15 protein-coding genes and 1 pseudogene are annotated in these 18,041 nt (G+C 35.1%); 12 read left to right on the top strand and 4 right to left on the bottom strand.

From position 1 onward, the window contains the following. Nucleotides 1-8 precede the first annotated feature (8 nt). Both cagI and cagL read left to right on the top strand, forming a co-directional pair. Entirely contained in the window at nt 9-1,154 is a 1,146-nt protein-coding gene (gene cagI / locus DV63_RS10980) for a cag pathogenicity island type IV secretion system translocation protein CagI (RefSeq protein ID WP_000649580.1), read from the top strand. Further along, complete coding sequence (gene cagL, locus DV63_RS10975; protein ID WP_000854581.1) at nt 1,151-1,864, top strand: cag pathogenicity island VirB5 family T4SS-associated adhesin CagL; 714 nt, start codon at nt 1,151-1,153, stop codon at nt 1,862-1,864. The genes cagI and cagL overlap by 4 nt, the downstream gene beginning before the upstream one ends. Nucleotides 1,865-1,945: 81 nt before the next feature. On the opposite strand, the gene cagN is transcribed toward cagL, so the two are convergent. Together cagN and cagM are read right to left on the bottom strand one after the other, a co-directional pair. Beyond that, nucleotides 1,946-2,866, bottom strand: coding sequence for a cag pathogenicity island type IV secretion system protein CagN (gene cagN / locus DV63_RS10970; RefSeq protein WP_000835525.1), 921 nt, complete (start codon nt 2,864-2,866; stop codon nt 1,946-1,948). Nucleotides 2,867-2,880: 14 nt separating this feature from the next. Continuing rightward, entirely contained in the window at nt 2,881-4,011 is a 1,131-nt protein-coding gene (gene cagM / locus DV63_RS10965) for a type IV secretion system apparatus protein CagM (RefSeq protein WP_000879881.1), read from the bottom strand. A gap of 399 nt (nt 4,012-4,410) precedes the next feature. On the opposite strand from cagM, the gene cagP reads away from it, so the two are divergent. From cagP to cagS, 5 genes and pseudogenes are all read left to right on the top strand, one after another. Next, nucleotides 4,411-4,755, top strand: coding sequence for a cag pathogenicity island protein CagP (gene cagP / locus DV63_RS10960; RefSeq protein WP_033636548.1), 345 nt, complete (start codon nt 4,411-4,413; stop codon nt 4,753-4,755). 287 nt (nt 4,756-5,042) lie between these two features. Beyond that, a pseudogene (locus tag DV63_RS18450) lies at nt 5,043-5,229 on the top strand (hypothetical protein). Between the two features lie 28 nt (nt 5,230-5,257). After that, nucleotides 5,258-5,563 (top strand): hypothetical protein, encoded by a 306-nt coding sequence (locus DV63_RS10955; RefSeq protein ID WP_000516356.1) that lies wholly within the window; start codon nt 5,258-5,260, stop codon nt 5,561-5,563. A gap of 55 nt (nt 5,564-5,618) precedes the next feature. Continuing rightward, a complete protein-coding gene (locus DV63_RS18330; RefSeq protein ID WP_000610509.1) occupies nt 5,619-5,774 on the top strand; it encodes a hypothetical protein in 156 nt (51 codons plus the stop codon). Nucleotides 5,775-6,544: 770 nt separating this feature from the next. Then, nucleotides 6,545-7,144: a cag pathogenicity island protein CagS gene (gene cagS / locus DV63_RS10950; RefSeq protein WP_000069601.1), complete on the top strand. Its 600-nt coding sequence runs from the start codon at nt 6,545-6,547 to the stop codon at nt 7,142-7,144. Between the two features lie 201 nt (nt 7,145-7,345). On the opposite strand, the gene cagT is transcribed toward cagS, so the two are convergent. Further along, on the bottom strand, nt 7,346-8,188 hold the full coding sequence (gene cagT / locus DV63_RS10945) for a type IV secretion system apparatus protein CagT (RefSeq protein ID WP_000776485.1): 843 nt from the start codon (nt 8,186-8,188) through the stop codon (nt 7,346-7,348). Nucleotides 8,189-8,200: 12 nt separating this feature from the next. Next, nucleotides 8,201-8,851 carry a cag pathogenicity island translocation protein CagU gene (gene cagU / locus DV63_RS10940; protein WP_001285816.1) on the bottom strand — a complete coding sequence of 217 codons (651 nt, stop codon included), beginning with the start codon at nt 8,849-8,851 and terminating at the stop codon, nt 8,201-8,203. Between the two features lie 247 nt (nt 8,852-9,098). Between cagU and cagV the strand changes: the two genes are divergently transcribed. The 5 genes from cagV to cagZ all read left to right on the top strand — a co-directional run. Continuing rightward, nucleotides 9,099-9,857 (top strand): cag pathogenicity island type IV secretion system protein CagV, encoded by a 759-nt coding sequence (gene cagV / locus DV63_RS10935; RefSeq protein ID WP_000900791.1) that lies wholly within the window; start codon nt 9,099-9,101, stop codon nt 9,855-9,857. 4 nt (nt 9,858-9,861) lie between these two features. Continuing rightward, complete coding sequence (cagW, locus tag DV63_RS10930) at nt 9,862-11,469, top strand: cag pathogenicity island VirB6 family T4SS protein CagW (RefSeq protein ID WP_000481936.1); 1,608 nt, start codon at nt 9,862-9,864, stop codon at nt 11,467-11,469. A gap of 52 nt (nt 11,470-11,521) precedes the next feature. Continuing rightward, nucleotides 11,522-13,087 (top strand): type IV secretion system apparatus protein CagX, encoded by a 1,566-nt coding sequence (cagX, locus tag DV63_RS10925; protein ID WP_000371653.1) that lies wholly within the window; start codon nt 11,522-11,524, stop codon nt 13,085-13,087. Between the two features lie 14 nt (nt 13,088-13,101). After that, nucleotides 13,102-17,508 carry a CagY family CD-EC repeat-containing protein gene (locus tag DV63_RS10920; RefSeq protein WP_020982377.1) on the top strand — a complete coding sequence of 1,469 codons (4,407 nt, stop codon included), beginning with the start codon at nt 13,102-13,104 and terminating at the stop codon, nt 17,506-17,508. A 136-nt stretch (nt 17,509-17,644) separates the two neighbouring features. Continuing rightward, nucleotides 17,645-18,041, top strand: a 397-nt coding sequence (gene cagZ, locus DV63_RS10915; RefSeq protein ID WP_020981590.1) for a cag pathogenicity island translocation protein CagZ, incomplete at its 3' end; no start/stop codon positions are given.

The raw sequence follows: 18,041 nt of genomic DNA, 5'->3' as shown, positions 1-18,041 counted from the left end.
AAAGAGATGTGAAATGTTTTTTAAGCATATTTTCTTTCTTGACTTTTTGTGGCTTGTCTCTGAATGGTGCAGGGGCAGTAATAACGCTTGAACCTGCCTTAAAAGCCATTCAGGCAGATGCACAAGCCAAACAAAAAACCGCTCAAGCCGAATTAAAAGCCATAGAGGCTCAATCTAGTGCCAAAGAAAAAGCCATTCAAGCGCAAATAGAGGGAGAATTGAGGACTCAGCTTGCAACTATGAGCGCTATGTTAAAAGGGGCTAATGGCGTTATTAATGGTGTCAATGGCATGACAGGGGGGTTTTTTGCAGGTTCAGACATCTTGCTTGGCGTCATGGAAGGGTATTCAAGCGCGCTTAGTGCATTGGGGGGGAATGTCAAAATGATCGTGGAAAAACAAAAAATTAATACCCAAACAGAAATCCAAAACATGCAAATTGCGCTCCAAAAAAATAACGAAATAATCAAGCTCAAAATGAACCAGCAAAACGCTCTCTTAGAAGCGTTAAAAAACAGCTTTGAACCGAGCGTTACCCTAAAAACACAAATGGAAATGCTTTCTCAAGCTCTGGGAAGTTCTTCTGACAACGCTCAATACATCGCTTACAATACGATTGGTATCAAGGCGTTTGAAGAAACCTTAGAAGGTTTTGAAACATGGTTGAAAACAGCTATGCAAAAAGCAACTCTTATTGACTATAATTCCCTAACGGGTCAGGCTTTGTTTCAAAGCGCCATCTACGCGCCTGCTCTTAGTTTTTTTTCAAGCATGGGAACACCATTTGGAATCGTTGAAACATTTACTCTAACGCCCACAAAATGCCCCTATCTTGATGGGCTAAAAATTTCAGCTTGCCTTATGGAACAGGTTATTCAGAATTACAGAAAGATTGTAGCCCTTATTCAAAATAAACTGAATGATGCAGATTTTCAAAATATCGCTTATTTGAATGGGATCAATGAACAAATCAAAACCTTAAAAGGATCAGTAGATTTGAATGCGCTCATAGAAGTTGCTATCTTAAACGCAGAAAATCATTTCAACTATATAGAGAATCTTGAAAAAAAAGCCGATCTTTGGGAAGAACAACTGAAATTAGAGAGAGAAACAACAGCAAGAAACATTGCTAGCTCTAAAGTTATTGTCAAATGAAAACACTCATGAAAAATACCATATCTTCTTTTTTGCTATTGTCTGTTTTGATGGCAGAAGATATAACAAGCGGCTTAAAGCAACTTGATAGCACCTACAAAGAGACCAACCAGCAAGTGCTCAAAAACTTAGATGAGATTTTTTCAACCACTAGCCCTAGCGCTAATGATACAACGGGTGAAGAAGATGCTCTAAACATCAAAAAAGCGGCCATTGCTTTGAGAGGAGATTTAGCGTTATTGAAAGCCAATTTTGAAGCGAATGAGTTATTTTTCATCTCAGAAGATGTGATTTTCAAGACTTATATGTCTAGCCCTGAACTTTTATTAACCTATATGAAAATCAATCCCTTAGACCAAAACACTGCTGAGCAACAATGCGGAATATCCGATAAAGTTTTAGTTCTTTATTGTGAAGGGAAACTGAAAATCGAGCAAGAAAAACAAAATATAAGAGAGCGTTTAGAAACTTCTCTAAAGGCGTATCAGAGCAACATTGGAGGTACAACTTCCTTAATCACTGCTTCACAGACGCTTGTAGAAAGCCTAAAGAATAAAAATTTCATCAAAGGAATCAGAAAGCTTATGTTGGCCCACAACAAGGTCTTTTTAAATTATTTAGAGAAGTTGGACGCATTAGAAAGATCCCTAGAACAAAGTAAGCGGCAATACCTACAAGAAAGGCAATCAAGCAAGATCATTGTCAAATGATTTTTCTGAGACGATAGGCTATGATTTCTAACCTTTGGGATTTGTTTCTCTAGTTGTTTTTTGATCTAATAATTTTGATCGCTATTTTTTTCCATGAGCGATGCTTTGTTCTATTTGATTAATGACGCTATTGGGCAGTTCAGATTTAGAGCGATTGTTTGAAAACGCTGCATCTTTGGCTTCGTTTTCTTTTGCATCATTAGCTCCAAACTCAATTGCATTTGTAGTATCTTGGTAGTTATTTTCTTGCTCCATTTCTTTTTTTCTCTTCTCACAAATAGCGCACGAAGCTATAAGAAAGGTTTTATTGTTGCTGTTATGAAGAGCGAGTTTTAAACCACTCAAGTGTTGTCTAGAAAACTTGTTATTTTCTGTCTCTATTTCTTGAATTTTTTTTAATAAGGGGGCAAGAATTTTTTGATCCTTGATGCCTTTGATCAAACACTTTCTTAACCCATCGTAATCGTTGCTTGAAATAATACACTCATTGATAACGATTTCAATTTCAGGGGTTCTCCACTCATCAGGCACCAGCGGAGCAGCAGGTTTCACAAAAGCTCCATTCACCTTATTGATCATCTCATCAAAGTTATCATCTTTATTAGATTTGGTTTCAGCGGAAGAATTGCTATTAGGGTTGTCATTCAAAGGGGTAGCGTTAATTTCGTTTAATTCTTGTAATCCTTTGTGCTTAGCCGCTTTTTTTTGAATAGAAGAGTTGTTCTTTTTTTCAAACGCTTCAATATTCTTTTGAATTTGCTCTGCTCTCGCCCTATCATTTCGTAATTTTTCTCTCAAAGCGTTAGTGGCGAATTCTTTTTCCTCTTTTGTAATTTCTTCGTCGTCATGTCTTTGATGGAATGTTTTGATTTTTTTAAAGCCCAAAGCCACTAATTTTTTGTATTCACTCGGCAATAATGCTGTATTGATAGCGTTTAAGCCCCCATAAATAACTAAAGAATAAAGAGCGACAGAACCTAGTTTTTTGAAGATACTTTTCAAGAGTGTCTCCTTTCCTATTCAAAGGGATTATTCTTGGCAACATTGTTTCGGTATGCAGAAACCACTGTTTTGAAGAAATTAAATATCTTGTAGTGTTCTTTTTGCATAGTGGTTTTGTCATGCATCATAGGATCGCTATCTACGAAAATATTGTATTCATTAGTCTTTTTTAATATAGATTTTTTGGATTGGGTATCAAAATTGAAGCTGTCTAAAACCAACAAACACAATTTTTGTTTTTGAGCGAAACTCAATTTTTGATTGGTAAAGTTTTTAGTCAGAGTATTCAATTCCACATCATCTTTGACATTTTTCAACAAGTTAGAAAAAGCCTCATAGCCCCTTAAGTATTTCTCATTGATCTTATCAATCGCCATGCTAAACGCCAAGCGTTCCGAGTTAAAAATAAGCGTGTTAGTGGCTTTTTGAGCAATATCTTTTGCTTTGGAGTCAAACTTGTTTCTTTCAAGCTGTAAGTAATAATCTATATTATCCAATTCTTTTCGGCTCAATAAATTAGAAACGTTATTGGAATATTCTTCAATCGCTTGCTTGTAAGATAAAGCTAATCGGCTCGCTTTTTTGTTTTGTTCTTCATCTAAAGAAAACACACCCATTTGAAGCAAAGCCTGAGCCTTATCTTTAGTGGTAGCGGTGGTTTTTTTAAAAATACTGCTCGTTTTCACTTGGGGGTAGTAATAACTCAGACGCTCCTTATCTTCTTTGGTGAATGTTTCTTGGTTTAAAACATAGGCATAAGGGTTAGGGAGGAGTTTCTTATAGAGAGGGTTATCTTTTAAGGCTTGCTCCAAATCCCCATAAGCCTTTGACTTAGCAGTAAGGATCTTACCTCTTGTCTCTTTCTCTAGAGCTTCTTTTTCTTTTTTGTATTTGTTTTCTAAGTCTGAAAGAACTTTAGCTCTATGATCCATAAGCTCTTTGATTTTTTGTTTTCTAAAAACCAAGTCTTCTAAGAAATCATGCGTATTGTTTAAGAGCTTCTTGCGAGCCTTAAGAGCGTCTTCTTTTGCAGCCACTTCTTCTTGTTCTTTTTTTATCTCGTTGAAAAATGAACCAAACTGCTCCACATTAGCCAACAAAACTCCAAATGCAACCAATGAGCTAAAAACGATTTTTGCAAGCATCTTATAGTTTTTGTAACCTTAAAATTTCAAAAAATACTAGCTCATTTTACCACAATTTTTACAAAACTATGGATCAAAATTTTTCCATATCCAAAAGGTAAGTAAAATCTAGATCTTATAGTGTTATGTTTTTCTTGCTTGTATGCGGTTTGTTGGTATTTTTTAAGTTTCTCTTAAGATTATTTCTATACAATGGATCTGTGTTTTTTCTTTAACAGATGTTTTCTGTTTTTTGTTTGGCACAAACAAATCGTGGGTTTGTGCTACACCACATGTTAGTATCAACAAGTGGGGTATTCTTTGAAATTTGGAGTTAGATTAGGGTGGTTTTGTAAAATATTTATTATTTTATGCTCCTTTATAGGTTCACCGCCTTGAACTATTTCTTTAAAAACCAAAATGAAACAACCAATTAACCAATTAAAACAAAACTTCTTACAATTCAAACATTCTTTTAACAAACATTTAAATAAGTACAGCCTTTATTATAGGCTGTTCAATATCAGCTCTATCGTTATAGGTTTTTTAATAGCGCTTTTTTCTTATGGGGCAGGAGTGATTTTAGTTTATCCAATATTATTCTTATTCGCTCTTATAATAAAACCTAGCTTTTTTTATTACACTACTTATCTTTTGTTGCTCGTTTCTCTCAGCGTAATAAGCAAATACTATCTCTTAAGCCACGCAAATTTCACAATGAAGCTAATCATACTTATGACTCAATGGCAAAATTGGTTCTTGTAAGTGTCTCAAGCTCTAATGATAACTTTATCCCACTAGCGAAAAACTCCGTCCTTTAAGGCACTACATGTAAGTGCCTAGCCCATTAGGCTATTTTTAGTATCGTTCTATCTAATCCATTTAATTTTTAGTGTATTCTGCTAAACATTGGAGTTTCCCCACAACTCCTAACAATAGATCAATTTAAATTAAAAAGTGTTAAGATGCTTCTATGAAATCCAATAAAGGTTTTAAATTCCGTTTAATATTAAGAAAAATTTGCTATAATAAGCAATAGAAACAAAAAGAATATGAATGTTTGGTGGCAAAAAATGTTTGATTTGTTTGTGGTTGGTGGTTATTTAGCACTTGATTTCATGGATAATTTTAGGATCAAAGGATTTTCTTAGTGGTTTTAGGTATATTGCTGTGGAATGCTCTCTGCTAAAACACGCATTAGAACTCCGAGCAAGCAAGAACTTGTGCAACCAAAAATAATAGGAATTCAAAAATAAAAGGACTGATTATGGGAAAAATTTTAGCTTCTTTGTTGGGTGGCGGAACAAATCTTTTTTCAGGTTTATCTAGCGATTTGTTTTCTATGATATTAAATTTTTTGTTCTTTCTAATGCTAATGATGGGACTTAATGAAATATTAGAGAAGAAATTCAATTTACCCATGGATAATATCAAGGATTTTATGACGGAAGTGCTGAAGAATGGATTTGGTAGTATGAAAAACATGGGATCTGCTTTGATTGGCAATGTTTTTAGCAGTAGCAAATCAGACAGAACCGCTAATAAAATGAGTGTCCCCCAAGTAAAACTTTAGTGGTGCATTAACCATCTAAAGATGGAATTTTTTCATCTTTCACGGAGAGATTTATTTGATCAACAGGCTTTTTGTCGCCCTTAATTTTCTACTCGCTTCAAAAGAGACTTTAGAACAACAAGACAAAGAATTTTCACTCAATGGAATCAAAGAATTAAAAGAGAATCGCTTGTATCCATCAGATAAAAACAATTGCAATATCAATAACTAAACCACCGCAATACCCACTAAAATCTGTCTTTTCACTATAAAAATCTTGAAAAACCAATGATTTTCCACCTAAAAACACGCTAAAAACGCATACTCTTTTTATGACTTTAATTTTACTTAAACAACCTTTTTAAAAGGATCAAAAACTCTATATGCCATTTATTCTTTAAGAGTTTCACTCTATAGTGTGTTTTGAACTCATAACCCACTAATCTGTCATAAGATTTCTCGCTATTACATTATGCTCTCATCAAGGTTGCTAAATCTCTTAAAATGGGTAATAACTCACTAGCTGAACATTATGATTTTATTGATGTTTGATTTATGATTGATTTTTGCTATTTTGAAAAGCTCAATACCCATTGAAAAATATTGAATAATCTCTCTGAATTTGGTCTTAAGAATTTTAATTAAAAACTTGTTTAACATCGTGATAATGGTAACTTAAGAATCCTTTTTGAAAATTGAGTTATCCTGACCCTTTATTTTAGTTGTAACGCATTTTTACGACTTATCTTGCTTTTTTATAGCATTAAAACTTTTTTAAATCGGTTTTTAGAGCTATTTGTGAAAGCGTTTTTTGTAGGTTTTGAAAAATAGATATAGGAGTGGTTGAAACAATATTTTATGGTTAAAAAATAGTTTCTTGATCTTTGAATGATGACCGCTCTGAAATTTTCACACAACAGATATTGTATAATTTTAATATAAAGCTTTACGATTTGAACAATCTAAAGAGAAACAAAATCCATTGAAGGGATCAAGAGCGATATGAGTAATAACATGCGAAAACTCTTCTCAATGATTGCTGACTCAAAAGATAAGAAAGAAAGACTTATTGAGAGTTTGCAGGAGAACGAACTTTTAAACACTGATGAAAAAAAGAAAATCACAGATCAAATAAAAACCATGCATGATTTTTTCAAACAGATGCATACAAACAAGGGAGCGTTAGATAAGGTTCTGAGAAATTACATGAAAGATTATCGCGCTGTTATCAAAAGCATTGGTGTTGATAAGTTTAAAAAGGTTTATCGATTGCTTGAGAGTGAGACTATGGAGCTGTTGCATGCGATTGCAGAGAATCCTAATTTCTTATTCTCTAAATTTGATCGATCAATTCTTGGAATATTTCTGCCTTTCTTCAGTAAGCCCATCATGTTCAAGATGAGTATTAGAGAAATGGACTCGCAAATAGAATTGTATGGCACTAAGCTCCCACTATTGAAATTGTTTGTGATGACAGATGAAGAAGTGAATTTCTATGCTAATCTAAAAACCATTGAACAATATAACGACTATGTTAGGGATTTGCTGATGAAATTTGATCTTGAAAAATACATGAAAGAAAAAGGAGTGCAAAATGTTTGATGTGGAAAACGAACAAAAAATCTCGGTGTAACTAACAAAATTCAGTTTGAAAAATATTTGTCTCAGGCAGAGACAGAATTAAAAAATGACGAGCACTTTAAAAAGATTACCTACTTGATCGCCTTACCTATCAAGTAAGGCTAACGCCTATTGGCGTTGCCCTCTACCCTTAGAAAAATCTACTCTCTCCCTTTCTTCCAATCACTTACCACTGAGCAAACTTCTGATTTGATTGCGCAAGTATTCATTCTCTCTTTCTTCTTGTAGCTTCTCCCTAACTTCTTCTTCTTTGGCTTGCATGTTCAAGTTGCCATTCTTAAAAATCTCAGAACTAATCACATTCTGCCTCATTTGATAACCTGCACGATTACTCAATGTTTCTAAAATTTCTCGTTGGTTATTTTTCCTAGTGGTATATTCTTGTTCCTTGTCTTGTAAGAGAGTTTTGTAATACTGATTGATTTTTTCTAGCTGAGCTTTTTCTCTTGCCACTTCATTGATCACTTGCTTGTTGTTTGCTCCACTCACATCATAGCCATGCAAGTTTTTTGTATTAGCTCCTAGCATTGGCTGACTTCCTTGCAACACATCAAAGGTCTGTGGTTGTTCTTTGTTGTTAGGATTATCATTGTAGTTACTCGCTATCATCACCACACCCTTTTGATTCAAAGTAGGCTGCAAGTAAAAATCAATGTCGGATCTCGCTCCATTAGCTTGGAAGTAATTCTTGTATTGAAGTATCTTATTGGCATCGCCTATGAGCGTAATCTTTTTAGAATGATGAACAAGTTTGAAAGTTAGTACAACTTGTTTATTATCCAACAAATAGTCCTTGTAATTTGGCAACTTCACTTGCACCATGAATGGTGTGTCTTTGAGTTTGTCATTTAAGGGTATCTCACTATACTTCTCTATCAGTTCATTATACACAGGCGTATAAACATGATTCTTTTGTTTCACCACTTTTTTCGCATAATTACTGCATGCACTTAAAGTTAAGCACAGAATTGCCACACCGATTAAAACACTTGCTCTCAGTTTCATTGTCGTTTCTCCTTATTGCCCTTGTTTCTTTGAAGTGAAAAGACCATTGATAAAATTTTTTATACCAATAACCTTAATAACTTTATAAATCAAATAGCCCATACCTATAAAACAAATGTTTTTCAAAACAAAAAGCACCTTGTCGTTAGTGCTACCAATTCCTAATATATATAGTTCATAAATAGATCTAATTGTTTCTAATCCAAAAAACAAAACCGCACCTACACCAAAGGCATAATAAAAATACTGAAGTTTTAGTTTTGTTTTTAGACTTTCCACCAGATCCGTGTTTTTGCTAGTTCTTAAAAATACAAAATAGATTGCAAACAAAACAAATATCCCACCCATACATAATCCTAACAGATGCTCTAGTCCCCCTATATATCCTAAGAATGAATGAGCGTATGCTTCCATTATTCTCTGTTTAGCTTGTCCTATCTGCATCAAAAGTTCATACCTTTTTTCTTGCGGTAGCTTTTCTATTTCTATTAGGATATTTTTCAACTCTTCTTGATTCTTTAGAGCTTCGTGAAATCTTTGCTCCCCTAAACTCCCTTTGGGATATAACGAGTCTAGCAAATTTAAAAGATCATTGCTCTGTGAGTTGCTAGGTGGTGGGGCGTTTAGCGCATTGGATCCATGATGCTCTGTTGTATCGCTCATGAAACTCCTTTCAAGAATTAAATTGAGAAATTGTTTTGTTATTATACCATTCTCTCTGAGTTGTGATTGTCTTATCTATTTAGAATTAGGCGCTTCTAAAATTTCATTACTGAAAGGTTTTTTCAAATATATATTTTTACAGAAATTTTGCTATACTATAATTGAGATTGATTTAAGGGGTTCTTAATGAAAAAATTTCTCAAGTTCTACAACCAACAAACCAATAACTAAACAATAAAGCTGTCGCATGTTAGGGAAAAAAAACGAGGAAGTCTTGATTGATGAAAATTTGGTTGGGGGTGTGATAGCCCTTGATAGATTGGCAAAACTCAATAAGGCCAATAGGACTTTCAAAAGGGCTTTTTATCTCTCTATGGTGCTCAATATCGCCGCTGTAACGAGTATTGTAATGATGATGCCTTTGAAGAAAACGGATATATTTGTTTATGGCATTGATCGATACACAGGAGAATTTAAAATTGTCAAACGCTCCGATGCTAGACAAATTGTCAATTCTGAAGCTGTTGTGGATAGTGCAACTTCAAAATTTGTTTCATTGCTGTTTGGTTATAGCAAAAATTCTTTGAGGGATCGCAAGGATCAACTAATGCAGTATTGCGATGTGAGTTTCCAAACCCAAGCAATGAGAATGTTCAATGAAAATATCAGACAATTCGTAGATAAAGTCCGAGCAGAAGCTATCATTAGCTCTAACATACAAAGAGAAAAAGTCAAAAATAGTCCCTTAACGAGATTGACATTTTTTATTACCATCAAAATCACACCGGATACAATGGAAAATTATGAATATATTACTAAAAAACAAGTAACTATTTATTATGATTTTGCTAGAGGTAACTCTTCTCAAGAAAATCTTATCATCAATCCTTTTGGTTTCAAAGTGTTTGACATTCAAATCACAGATTTACAAAACGAACAGACGGTAAGCGAAATTTTGAGAAAGATTAAAGAAGTGGAATCAAAAAATAAGGCATTAAAGCAATAAGAGCATGTTTAATATTAAAAGGACTTTTTTAGTAACGATCATAAGTTTTTTTCTCATTGTTCCTAATTGGTTGAAAGCTATTGATTTGCCCATTGTTTCAAATCTCAAAATTTACCAAACAGTTTATTGCATGCTGATACCGAGTTATGTTTTAACCAACAAAAGTTTTGCAGATATTTTGACAGGCTATACATCTATTGGTGCATCAGGGAGTGGAAAGAGTTCAGGGCAGGGTGTGATCGAAGCGCTTAGCACACCATTAGCCACAAGTTTAGCTGCTAGCAATCTGGTGAAATATTTGAATACTTTAGGCCCTTTATGGGGATCGGCGTGGGCAAGCGTCGCTACAGCTATACAAGGTTTTGCTCTAACGCCATCAAGTGGCTGTAATTTTGGTTGGAACGCATTGATAAATAAAAACATAGATGTATCCATGGATAGCATGCTAGACAATTTGAGCAACAAGATTCAGAATTTTACCAAAGGCGGTGTTGAGGACAATGTGAAAGGTAATGTTCTTTTACAAATAATTAGCTCAATAACCGCTCAAGCTTCTACGAATATTACAGCTGATGGTTTAATTTGGCTGATTGGCAAAGAATTCACTGCAAATAAACTGCAAAACAACACTACAGCCATGCTCGCTTTTGCCGCACTAGAATCTGTTGTCAAAGGAGCGGACGCTGCTGTTCTTCCTGCATATGGTGTAGTCAATCTGCCTGATATTATCATAGGGCAAGGGTCATATCTTGATTTTGTTTCTTACCTAATTTATATTGTCTTTGGGATTTTTGTTTTTATTTCTTTTATGAAATTAAGAGATATTTCAAATGGCATTCAGATCAACATAGGTTTTGAATACATGCGGTTTGTTGGGGGGACATTATTCAAAATGGCGATGGTCTCTTTTATCGCCTATGCAGGTTTTGGTTATCTTTATAAAATCTCTTATTCCATTTATTTTGGTTTAGCAGGCGCTTTTGGGCTGAATCAAGTTCTTTTTTGGGCTTTAGATTTAGTGCTGAATTACACTGTTAATTCAATTTTACCTGCAGTAAGAGCTGTTTTTTCTAATGTTGGCAACAACGCTCCTAGTTTGTTACAAGGCTTGCAAGTGGCAGGCATTTCTTTATTCGCTATTTTTATGCAAGTAACTATCATTATGAGAATAAGCACTGTTGTTGTGAAACCTTTGATAGCGGGGGCTTTTAGCGGTATTGTGTTCCCTATTGCGGTATGTTTGATCGTGCTAGATTGGTTCAAAGATTCTATGAAAAACATATTGATATGGTTTATTAATAATTTGTTTATCTTGGTTCTAGCCATTCCTATTTTGCTCTTTGGTGTTTTGGCATTATTGGCATTCAATTTGACCATAACGCCCTCTGTTGCTATACAAAACATCAATCAAGGGGGACTGGGTATCGATTCAACTATTGCGAGTTTGATCACCCTATTTATTTTAAAAGGTTTCATAGAGACGATCATTGAGAGTGTCAATGCGATCGTTAATACTATTTTCAGCTCTGTTTCTATGGATGGCAGCAGAATGGATAGAGAAAGAGATGCCTTAATGATAGGAAGAGTTCATGGATCTATGTTTAAAGGATAAGCCGCTTTATTCTTGTATTACAATTACAAATATTTTTTAAGAGGAATTGTTGATGGATCAGGCATTTTTTAAAAAAATTGTTGGCTGTTTCTGTCTTGGTTATTTATTTTTATCTAGCGCAATAGAAGCAGCACCTGACATTAAAAATTTTAATCGTGGTAGGGTGAAAGTGGTGAATAAGAAGATTTCTTATTTGGGAGATGAAAAACCTATTACGATTTGGACTTCATTAGACAATGTTACTGTGATCCAACTTGAAAAAGATGAAACTATTTCTTACATCACAACAGGTTTCAATAAAGGTTGGAGTATTGTGCCTAATTCTAATCATATATTCATTCAACCTAAATCGGTAAAAAGTAATCTCATGTTTGAAAAAGAAGCAGTGAATTTTGCCCTAATGACAAGGGATTATCAAGAATTTTTAAAAACAAAAAAACTTATCGTAGATGCGCCTGACCCTAAAGAATTAGAAGAACAAAAAAAAGCTTTAGAAAAAGAAAAAGAAGCTAAAGAACAGGCGCAAAAAGCGCAAAAAGATAAAAGGGAAAAAAGAAAGGAAGAGCGTGCGAAAAATAGAGCCAATTTAGAAAATCTCACTAACGCTATGAGTAACCCACAAAATTTGAGCAATAACAAAAATCTTAGCGAATTTATCAAGCAACAACGAGAAAATGAATTAGACCAAATGGAACGACTAGAGGACATGCAAGAACAGGCTCAAGCTAATGCGCTCAAACAAATTGAAGAACTCAACAAGAAACAGGCTGAAGAGGCAGTTAGACAAAGAGCCAAGGATAAAATCAATATTAAGACAGATAAGCCTCAAAAAAGCCCTGAGGATAACTCCATAGAATTATCTCCTAGCGATAGCGCTTGGAGAACTAATCTTGTTGTGCGGACTAATAAAGCCTTGTATCAATTCATTTTGAGAATAGCTCAAAAAGACAATTTTGCTTCGGCGTATCTAACAGTCAAATTAGAATACCCACAAAGACACGAAGTCTCTAGCGTTATTGAAGAGGAGCTAAAAAAGAGAGAAGAAGCAAAGAGGCAGAGAGAATTGATCAAGCAAGAAAATCTTAACACCACAGCCTACATCAATAGAGTGATGATGGCGAGCAATGAACAGATTATCAACAAAGAAAAAATAAGAGAAGAAAAACAAAAAATTATCTTAGATCAAGCAAAGGCGCTAGAGACTCAATATGTGCATAATGCCTTAAAAAGAAACCCCGTGCCTAGAAACTACAATTACTACCAAGCGCCTGAAAAACGCTCTAAACATATTATGCCCTCTGAAATTTTTGATGATGGCACATTCACTTATTTTGGTTTCAAAAACATCACTCTCCAACCTGCTATTTTTGTGGTTCAACCTGATGGGAAATTGAGCATGACTGATGCTGCCATTGATCCTAACATGACCAATTCAGGATTGAGATGGTATAGAGTTAATGAAATTGCAGAAAAGTTTAAGCTCATTAAAGACAAAGCCCTTGTAACAGTAATAAATAAAGGCTATGGGAAAAATCCATTGACAAGAAATTACAATATCAAAAACTATGGTGAATTGGAGCGCGTGATTAAAAAGCTCCCTCTTGTCAGAGATAAATAAAAAGGCGTTAAGACATGAATGAAGAAAACGATAAACTTGAAACTTCTCAAAAAAACCAACAACATTCACCCCAAGATTTATCCAATGAAGAAGCGACAGAAGTCAATCATTTTGAAGATTCTTCAAAAGAATCCGAAGAAAGCTCAGATCATCATCTTGACAACCCCACAGAAACTAAAACCAATTTTGATGAATACGAGTTAGAAGAAACCCAAACTCAAATGGATTCTGGAGGTAATGAAACTTCAGAATCTAGCGATGGCAGTCTAGCAGACAAGTTATTCAAAAAAGCCAGAAAATTAGTTGATAATAAAAGACCTTTCACTCAGCAAAAAAATTTAGATGAAGAAACCCAAGAACTGAACGAAGAATACGATCAAGAAAATAATGGGTATCAAGAAGAAACTCAAATAGACTTAATTGATGATGAAACTTCTCAAAAAACCCAACAACATTCACCCCAAGATTTATCCAATGAAGAAGCGACAGAAGTCAATCATTTTGAAGATTCTTCAAAAGAATCCGAAGAAAGCTCAGATCATTATCTTGACAACCCCACAGAAACTAAAACCCATTTTGATGAAGACAAGTCAGAAGAAATAACTAACAACTCTAACGATCAAGAGATTATCAAAGGAAGCAAAAAGAAATATATTATTGGTGGCATTGTAGTCGCTGTTCTTATCGTGATTATTTTATTTTCTAGAAGCATTTTTCACTACTTCATGCCTTTGGAAGATAAAAGTTCTCGTTTTAGCAAAGACAGGAATCTTTATGTCAATGATGAAATCCAAATAAGGCAAGAGTATAACCGATTGCTGAAAGAACGGAATGAAAAAGGCAATATGATCGATAAGAATCTTTTCTTCAATGACGATCCCAATAGGACCTTATACAACTATTTAAATATTGCAGAAATTGAGGACAAAAACCCATTAAGAGCCTTTTATGAGTGTATTGGTAATGGTGGCAACTATGAAGAATGTTTGAAGCTTATCAAAGACAAAAAACTTCAAGATCAAATGAAAAAAACTCTAGAGGCTTATAATGACTGCATCAAAAATGCCAAAACTGAAGAAGAAAGGATCAAGTGTTTAGATTTAATCAAAGATGAAAACCTGAAAAAAAGCTTATTAAACCAACAAAAAATTCAAGTGGCGCTAGATTGTTTGAAAAACGCTAAAACCGATGAAGAACGAAACGAGTGCCTAAAACTCATAAATGACCCTGAGATCAGAGAGAAATTCCGTAAGGAATTAGGGCTTCAAAAAGAGCTTCAAGAGTATAAGGATTGTATCAAAAACGCCAAAACAGAAGCTGAGAAAAACGAATGCTTGAAAGGCTTGTCTAAAGAAGCTATAGAAAGATTGAAACAGCAAGCGCTAGATTGTTTGAAAAACGCTAAAACCGATGAAGAACGAAAAAAGTGCTTGAAAAATATTCCCCAAGACTTGCAAAAAGAACTACTAGCTGATATGAGCGTTAAGGCTTACAAGGATTGCGTATCAAAAGCTAGGAATGAAAAAGAGAAACAAGAATGCGAGAAATTGCTCACCCCTGAAGCGAAAAAAAAGTTAGAACAACAGGTTCTAGATTGTTTGAAAAACGCTAAAACCGATGAAGAACGAAAAAAGTGTTTGAAAGATCTCCCTAAAGACTTACAAAGCGATATTTTAGCTAAAGAGAGCCTTAAGGCTTATAAAGACTGCGTATCTCAAGCCAAAACTGAAGATGAGAAAAAAGAATGCGAGAAATTGCTCACTCCTGAAGCGAAAAAACTTTTAGAAGAAGAAGCCAAAGAAAGCGTTAAGGCTTATTTGGATTGCGTATCTCAAGCCAGAACTGAAGCTGAGAAAAAAGAATGCGAGAAATTGCTCACCCCTGAAGCGAAAAAAAAGTTAGAAGAAGCTAAAAAAAGCGTTAAGGCTTATTTGGATTGCGTATCTCAAGCCAGAACTGAAGCTGAGAAAAAAGAATGCGAGAAATTACTCACCCCTGAAGCGAAAAAACTTTTAGAGCAACAAGCGCTAGATTGTTTGAAAAACGCTAAAACCGAAGCTGAGAAAAAAAGGTGTGTCAAAGATCTCCCTAAAGACTTGCAGAAAAAGGTTTTAGCCAAAGAGAGCGTTAAGGCTTATTTGGACTGCGTTTCAAGAGCTAGGAATGAAAAAGAGAAACAAGAATGCGAAAAATTGCTCACCCCTGAAGCGAAAAAACTTTTAGAAGAAGCTAAAGAGAGCCTGAAAGCTTATAAAGACTGCCTCTCTCAAGCTAGAAATGAAGAAGAAAGGAGAGCTTGCGAGAAATTACTCACCCCTGAAGCGAGGAAACTCTTAGAACAAGAAGTTAAGAAGAGTGTTAAGGCTTATTTGGACTGCGTTTCAAAAGCTAGGAATGAAAAAGAGAAACAAGAATGCGAAAAATTACTCACCCCTGAAGCGAGGAAATTTTTAGCGAAGCAAGTGCTAAGTTGTTTGGAAAAAGCTGGAAATGAAGAAGAAAGAAAAGCATGTCTTAAAAATCTCCCTAAAGACTTACAAGAAAATGTTTTAGCCAAAGAGAGCCTGAAAGCTTATAAAGACTGCCTCTCTCAAGCTAGAAATGAAGAAGAAAGRARAGCTTGCGAGAAATTRCTCACCCCTGAAGCGARRAAACTCTTAGARCAAGAAGTTAAGAAGAGYGTTAAGGCTTATTTGGACTGCGTTTCAAAAGCTAGGAATGAAAAAGAGAAACAAGAATGCGAAAAATTACTCACGCCTGAAGCGAGGAAATTTTTAGCGAAAGAACTCCAACAAAAAGATAAAGCGATCAAAGATTGCTTGAAAAACGCCGATCCTAATGACAGAGCGGCCATTATGAAGTGTTTGGATGGTTTGAGCGATGAAGAGAAGCTCAAATACCTGCAAGAAGCTAGAGAAAAGGCTGTCTTGGATTGTTTGAAAACGGCTAGGACCGATGAAGAAAAAAGGAAATGCCAAAACCTTTATAGCGATTTGATCCAAGAAATCCAAAATAAAAGGACACAAAGCAAACAAAATCAATTGAGTAAAACAGAAAGATTGCATCAAGCAAGCGAGTGCTTGGATAACTTAGATGACCCTACCGATCAACAAGCCATAGAGCAATGTTTAGAGGGCTTGAGCGATAGTGAAAGGGCGCTAATTCTAGGAATTAAACGACAAGCTGATGAAGTGGATCTGATTTATAGCGATCTAAGAAACCGCAAAACCTTTGATAACATGGCGGCTAAAGGTTATCCGTTGTTGCCAATGGATTTCAAAAATGGCGGCGATATTGCCACTATTAACGCTACTAATGTTGATGCAGACAAAATAGCTAGCGATAACCCTATTTATGCTTCCATAGAGCCTGACATTACCAAGCAATACGAAACAGAAAAAACCATTAAGGATAAGAATTTAGAAGCTAAATTAGCTAAGGCTTTAGGCGGTAATAAAAAAGATGACGATAAAGAAAAAAGTAAAAAATCCACCACAGAAGCTAAAGCAGAAAGCAATAAGATAGACAAAGATGTCGCAGAAACTGCCAAGAATATCAGTGAAATCGCTCTTAAGAACAAAAAAGAAAAGAGTGGGGAATTTGTAGATGAAAATGGTAATCCCATTGATGACAAAAAGAAAGCAGAAAAACAAGATGAAACAAGCCCTGTCAAACAGGCCTTTATAGGCAAGAGTGATCCCACATTTGTTTTAGCGCAATACACCCCTATTGAAATCACTCTAACCTCTAAAGTAGATGCCACTCTCACAGGTATAGTGAGTGGGGTTGTGGCCAAAGATGTATGGAACATGAACGGCACTATGATCTTACTAGACAAAGGCACTAAGGTGTATGGGAATTATCAAAGCGTGAAAGGTGGCACACCCATTATGACACGCTTAATGATAGTCTTTACTAAAGCCATTACGCCTGATGGTGTGATAATACCTCTAGCAAACGCTCAAGCAGCAGGCATGCTGGGTGAAGCAGGGGTAGATGGCTACGTGAATAATCACTTTATGAAGCGCATAGGCTTTGCTGTGATAGCAAGCGTGGTTAATAGCTTCTTGCAAACTGCGCCTATCATAGCTCTAGATAAACTCATAGGCCTTGGCAAAGGTAGAAGTGAAAGGACACCTGAATTTAATTACGCTTTGGGTCAAGCTATCAATGGTAGTATGCAAAGTTCAGCTCAAATGTCTAATCAAATTCTAGGGCAACTGATGAATATCCCCCCAAGTTTTTACAAAAACGAGGGCGATAGTATTAAGATTCTCACAATGGACGATATTGATTTTAGTGGCGTGTATGATGTTAAAATTACCAACAAATCTGTGGTAGATGAAATTATCAAACAAAGCACTAAAACTTTGTCTAGAGAACATGAAGAAATCACCACAAGCCCCAAAGGTGGCAATTAATTCAAGAGAAAGGATAAAATATATTCATGTTATTAAACTCGGTTCTTTACAAAATAAAAGACAAAACCAACAACAGGCTCTTCTAGAGGATGTAGTGGCGGAAAAAACCAAGCAAAAACAATGAAAGGAAACAGCAATGGAACTCGGTTTCAATGAAGCAGAAAGACAAAAGATCTTAGACAGCAACAGATCTCTTATGGGAAATGCAAATGAAGTAAGGGATAAGTTTATTCAAAATTACGCCTCTTCTTTAAAAGATAGCAACGATCCGCAAGATTTTTTGAGAAGAGTTCAAGAGTTAAGAATCAATATGCAAAAGAATTTTATTAGTTTTGATGCTTATTACAACTATTTGAACAACCTTGTGTTAGCCAGTTACAATCGTTGCAAACAAGAAAAGACTTTTGCAGAAAGCACGATCAAAAATGAACTAACGCTTGGGGAGTTTGTTGCAGAAATTTCTGACAACTTCAATAATTTTATGTGTGATGAAGTGGCAAGAATTTCAGACCTAGTGGCTTCTTATCTGCCAA

The sequence above is a fragment of the Helicobacter pylori FD535 genome (assembly GCF_000296015.2).
In the GTDB taxonomy this organism is placed as follows: Bacteria; Campylobacterota; Campylobacteria; order Campylobacterales; family Helicobacteraceae; genus Helicobacter; species Helicobacter pylori_CT.
This window is presented reverse-complemented; position numbering and strand designations above follow the sequence as displayed.

Coding starts and splice junctions, on each gene's coding strand:
- cagM (WP_000879881.1), bottom strand. CDS start 4,011: ATGCTTGCAAAAATCGTTTTTAGCTCATTGGTTGCATTTGGAGTTTTG.
- cagT (WP_000776485.1), bottom strand. CDS start 8,188: ATGAAACTGAGAGCAAGTGTTTTAATCGGTGTGGCAATTCTGTGCTTA.
- cagV (WP_000900791.1), top strand. CDS start 9,099: ATGTTAGGGAAAAAAAACGAGGAAGTCTTGATTGATGAAAATTTGGTT.
- cagP (WP_033636548.1), top strand. CDS start 4,411: ATGAAACAACCAATTAACCAATTAAAACAAAACTTCTTACAATTCAAA.
- cagL (WP_000854581.1), top strand. CDS start 1,151: ATGAAAACACTCATGAAAAATACCATATCTTCTTTTTTGCTATTGTCT.
- cagW (WP_000481936.1), top strand. CDS start 9,862: ATGTTTAATATTAAAAGGACTTTTTTAGTAACGATCATAAGTTTTTTT.
- cagS (WP_000069601.1), top strand. CDS start 6,545: ATGAGTAATAACATGCGAAAACTCTTCTCAATGATTGCTGACTCAAAA.
- cagX (WP_000371653.1), top strand. CDS start 11,522: ATGGATCAGGCATTTTTTAAAAAAATTGTTGGCTGTTTCTGTCTTGGT.
- DV63_RS10955 (WP_000516356.1), top strand. CDS start 5,258: ATGGGAAAAATTTTAGCTTCTTTGTTGGGTGGCGGAACAAATCTTTTT.
- cagU (WP_001285816.1), bottom strand. CDS start 8,851: ATGAGCGATACAACAGAGCATCATGGATCCAATGCGCTAAACGCCCCA.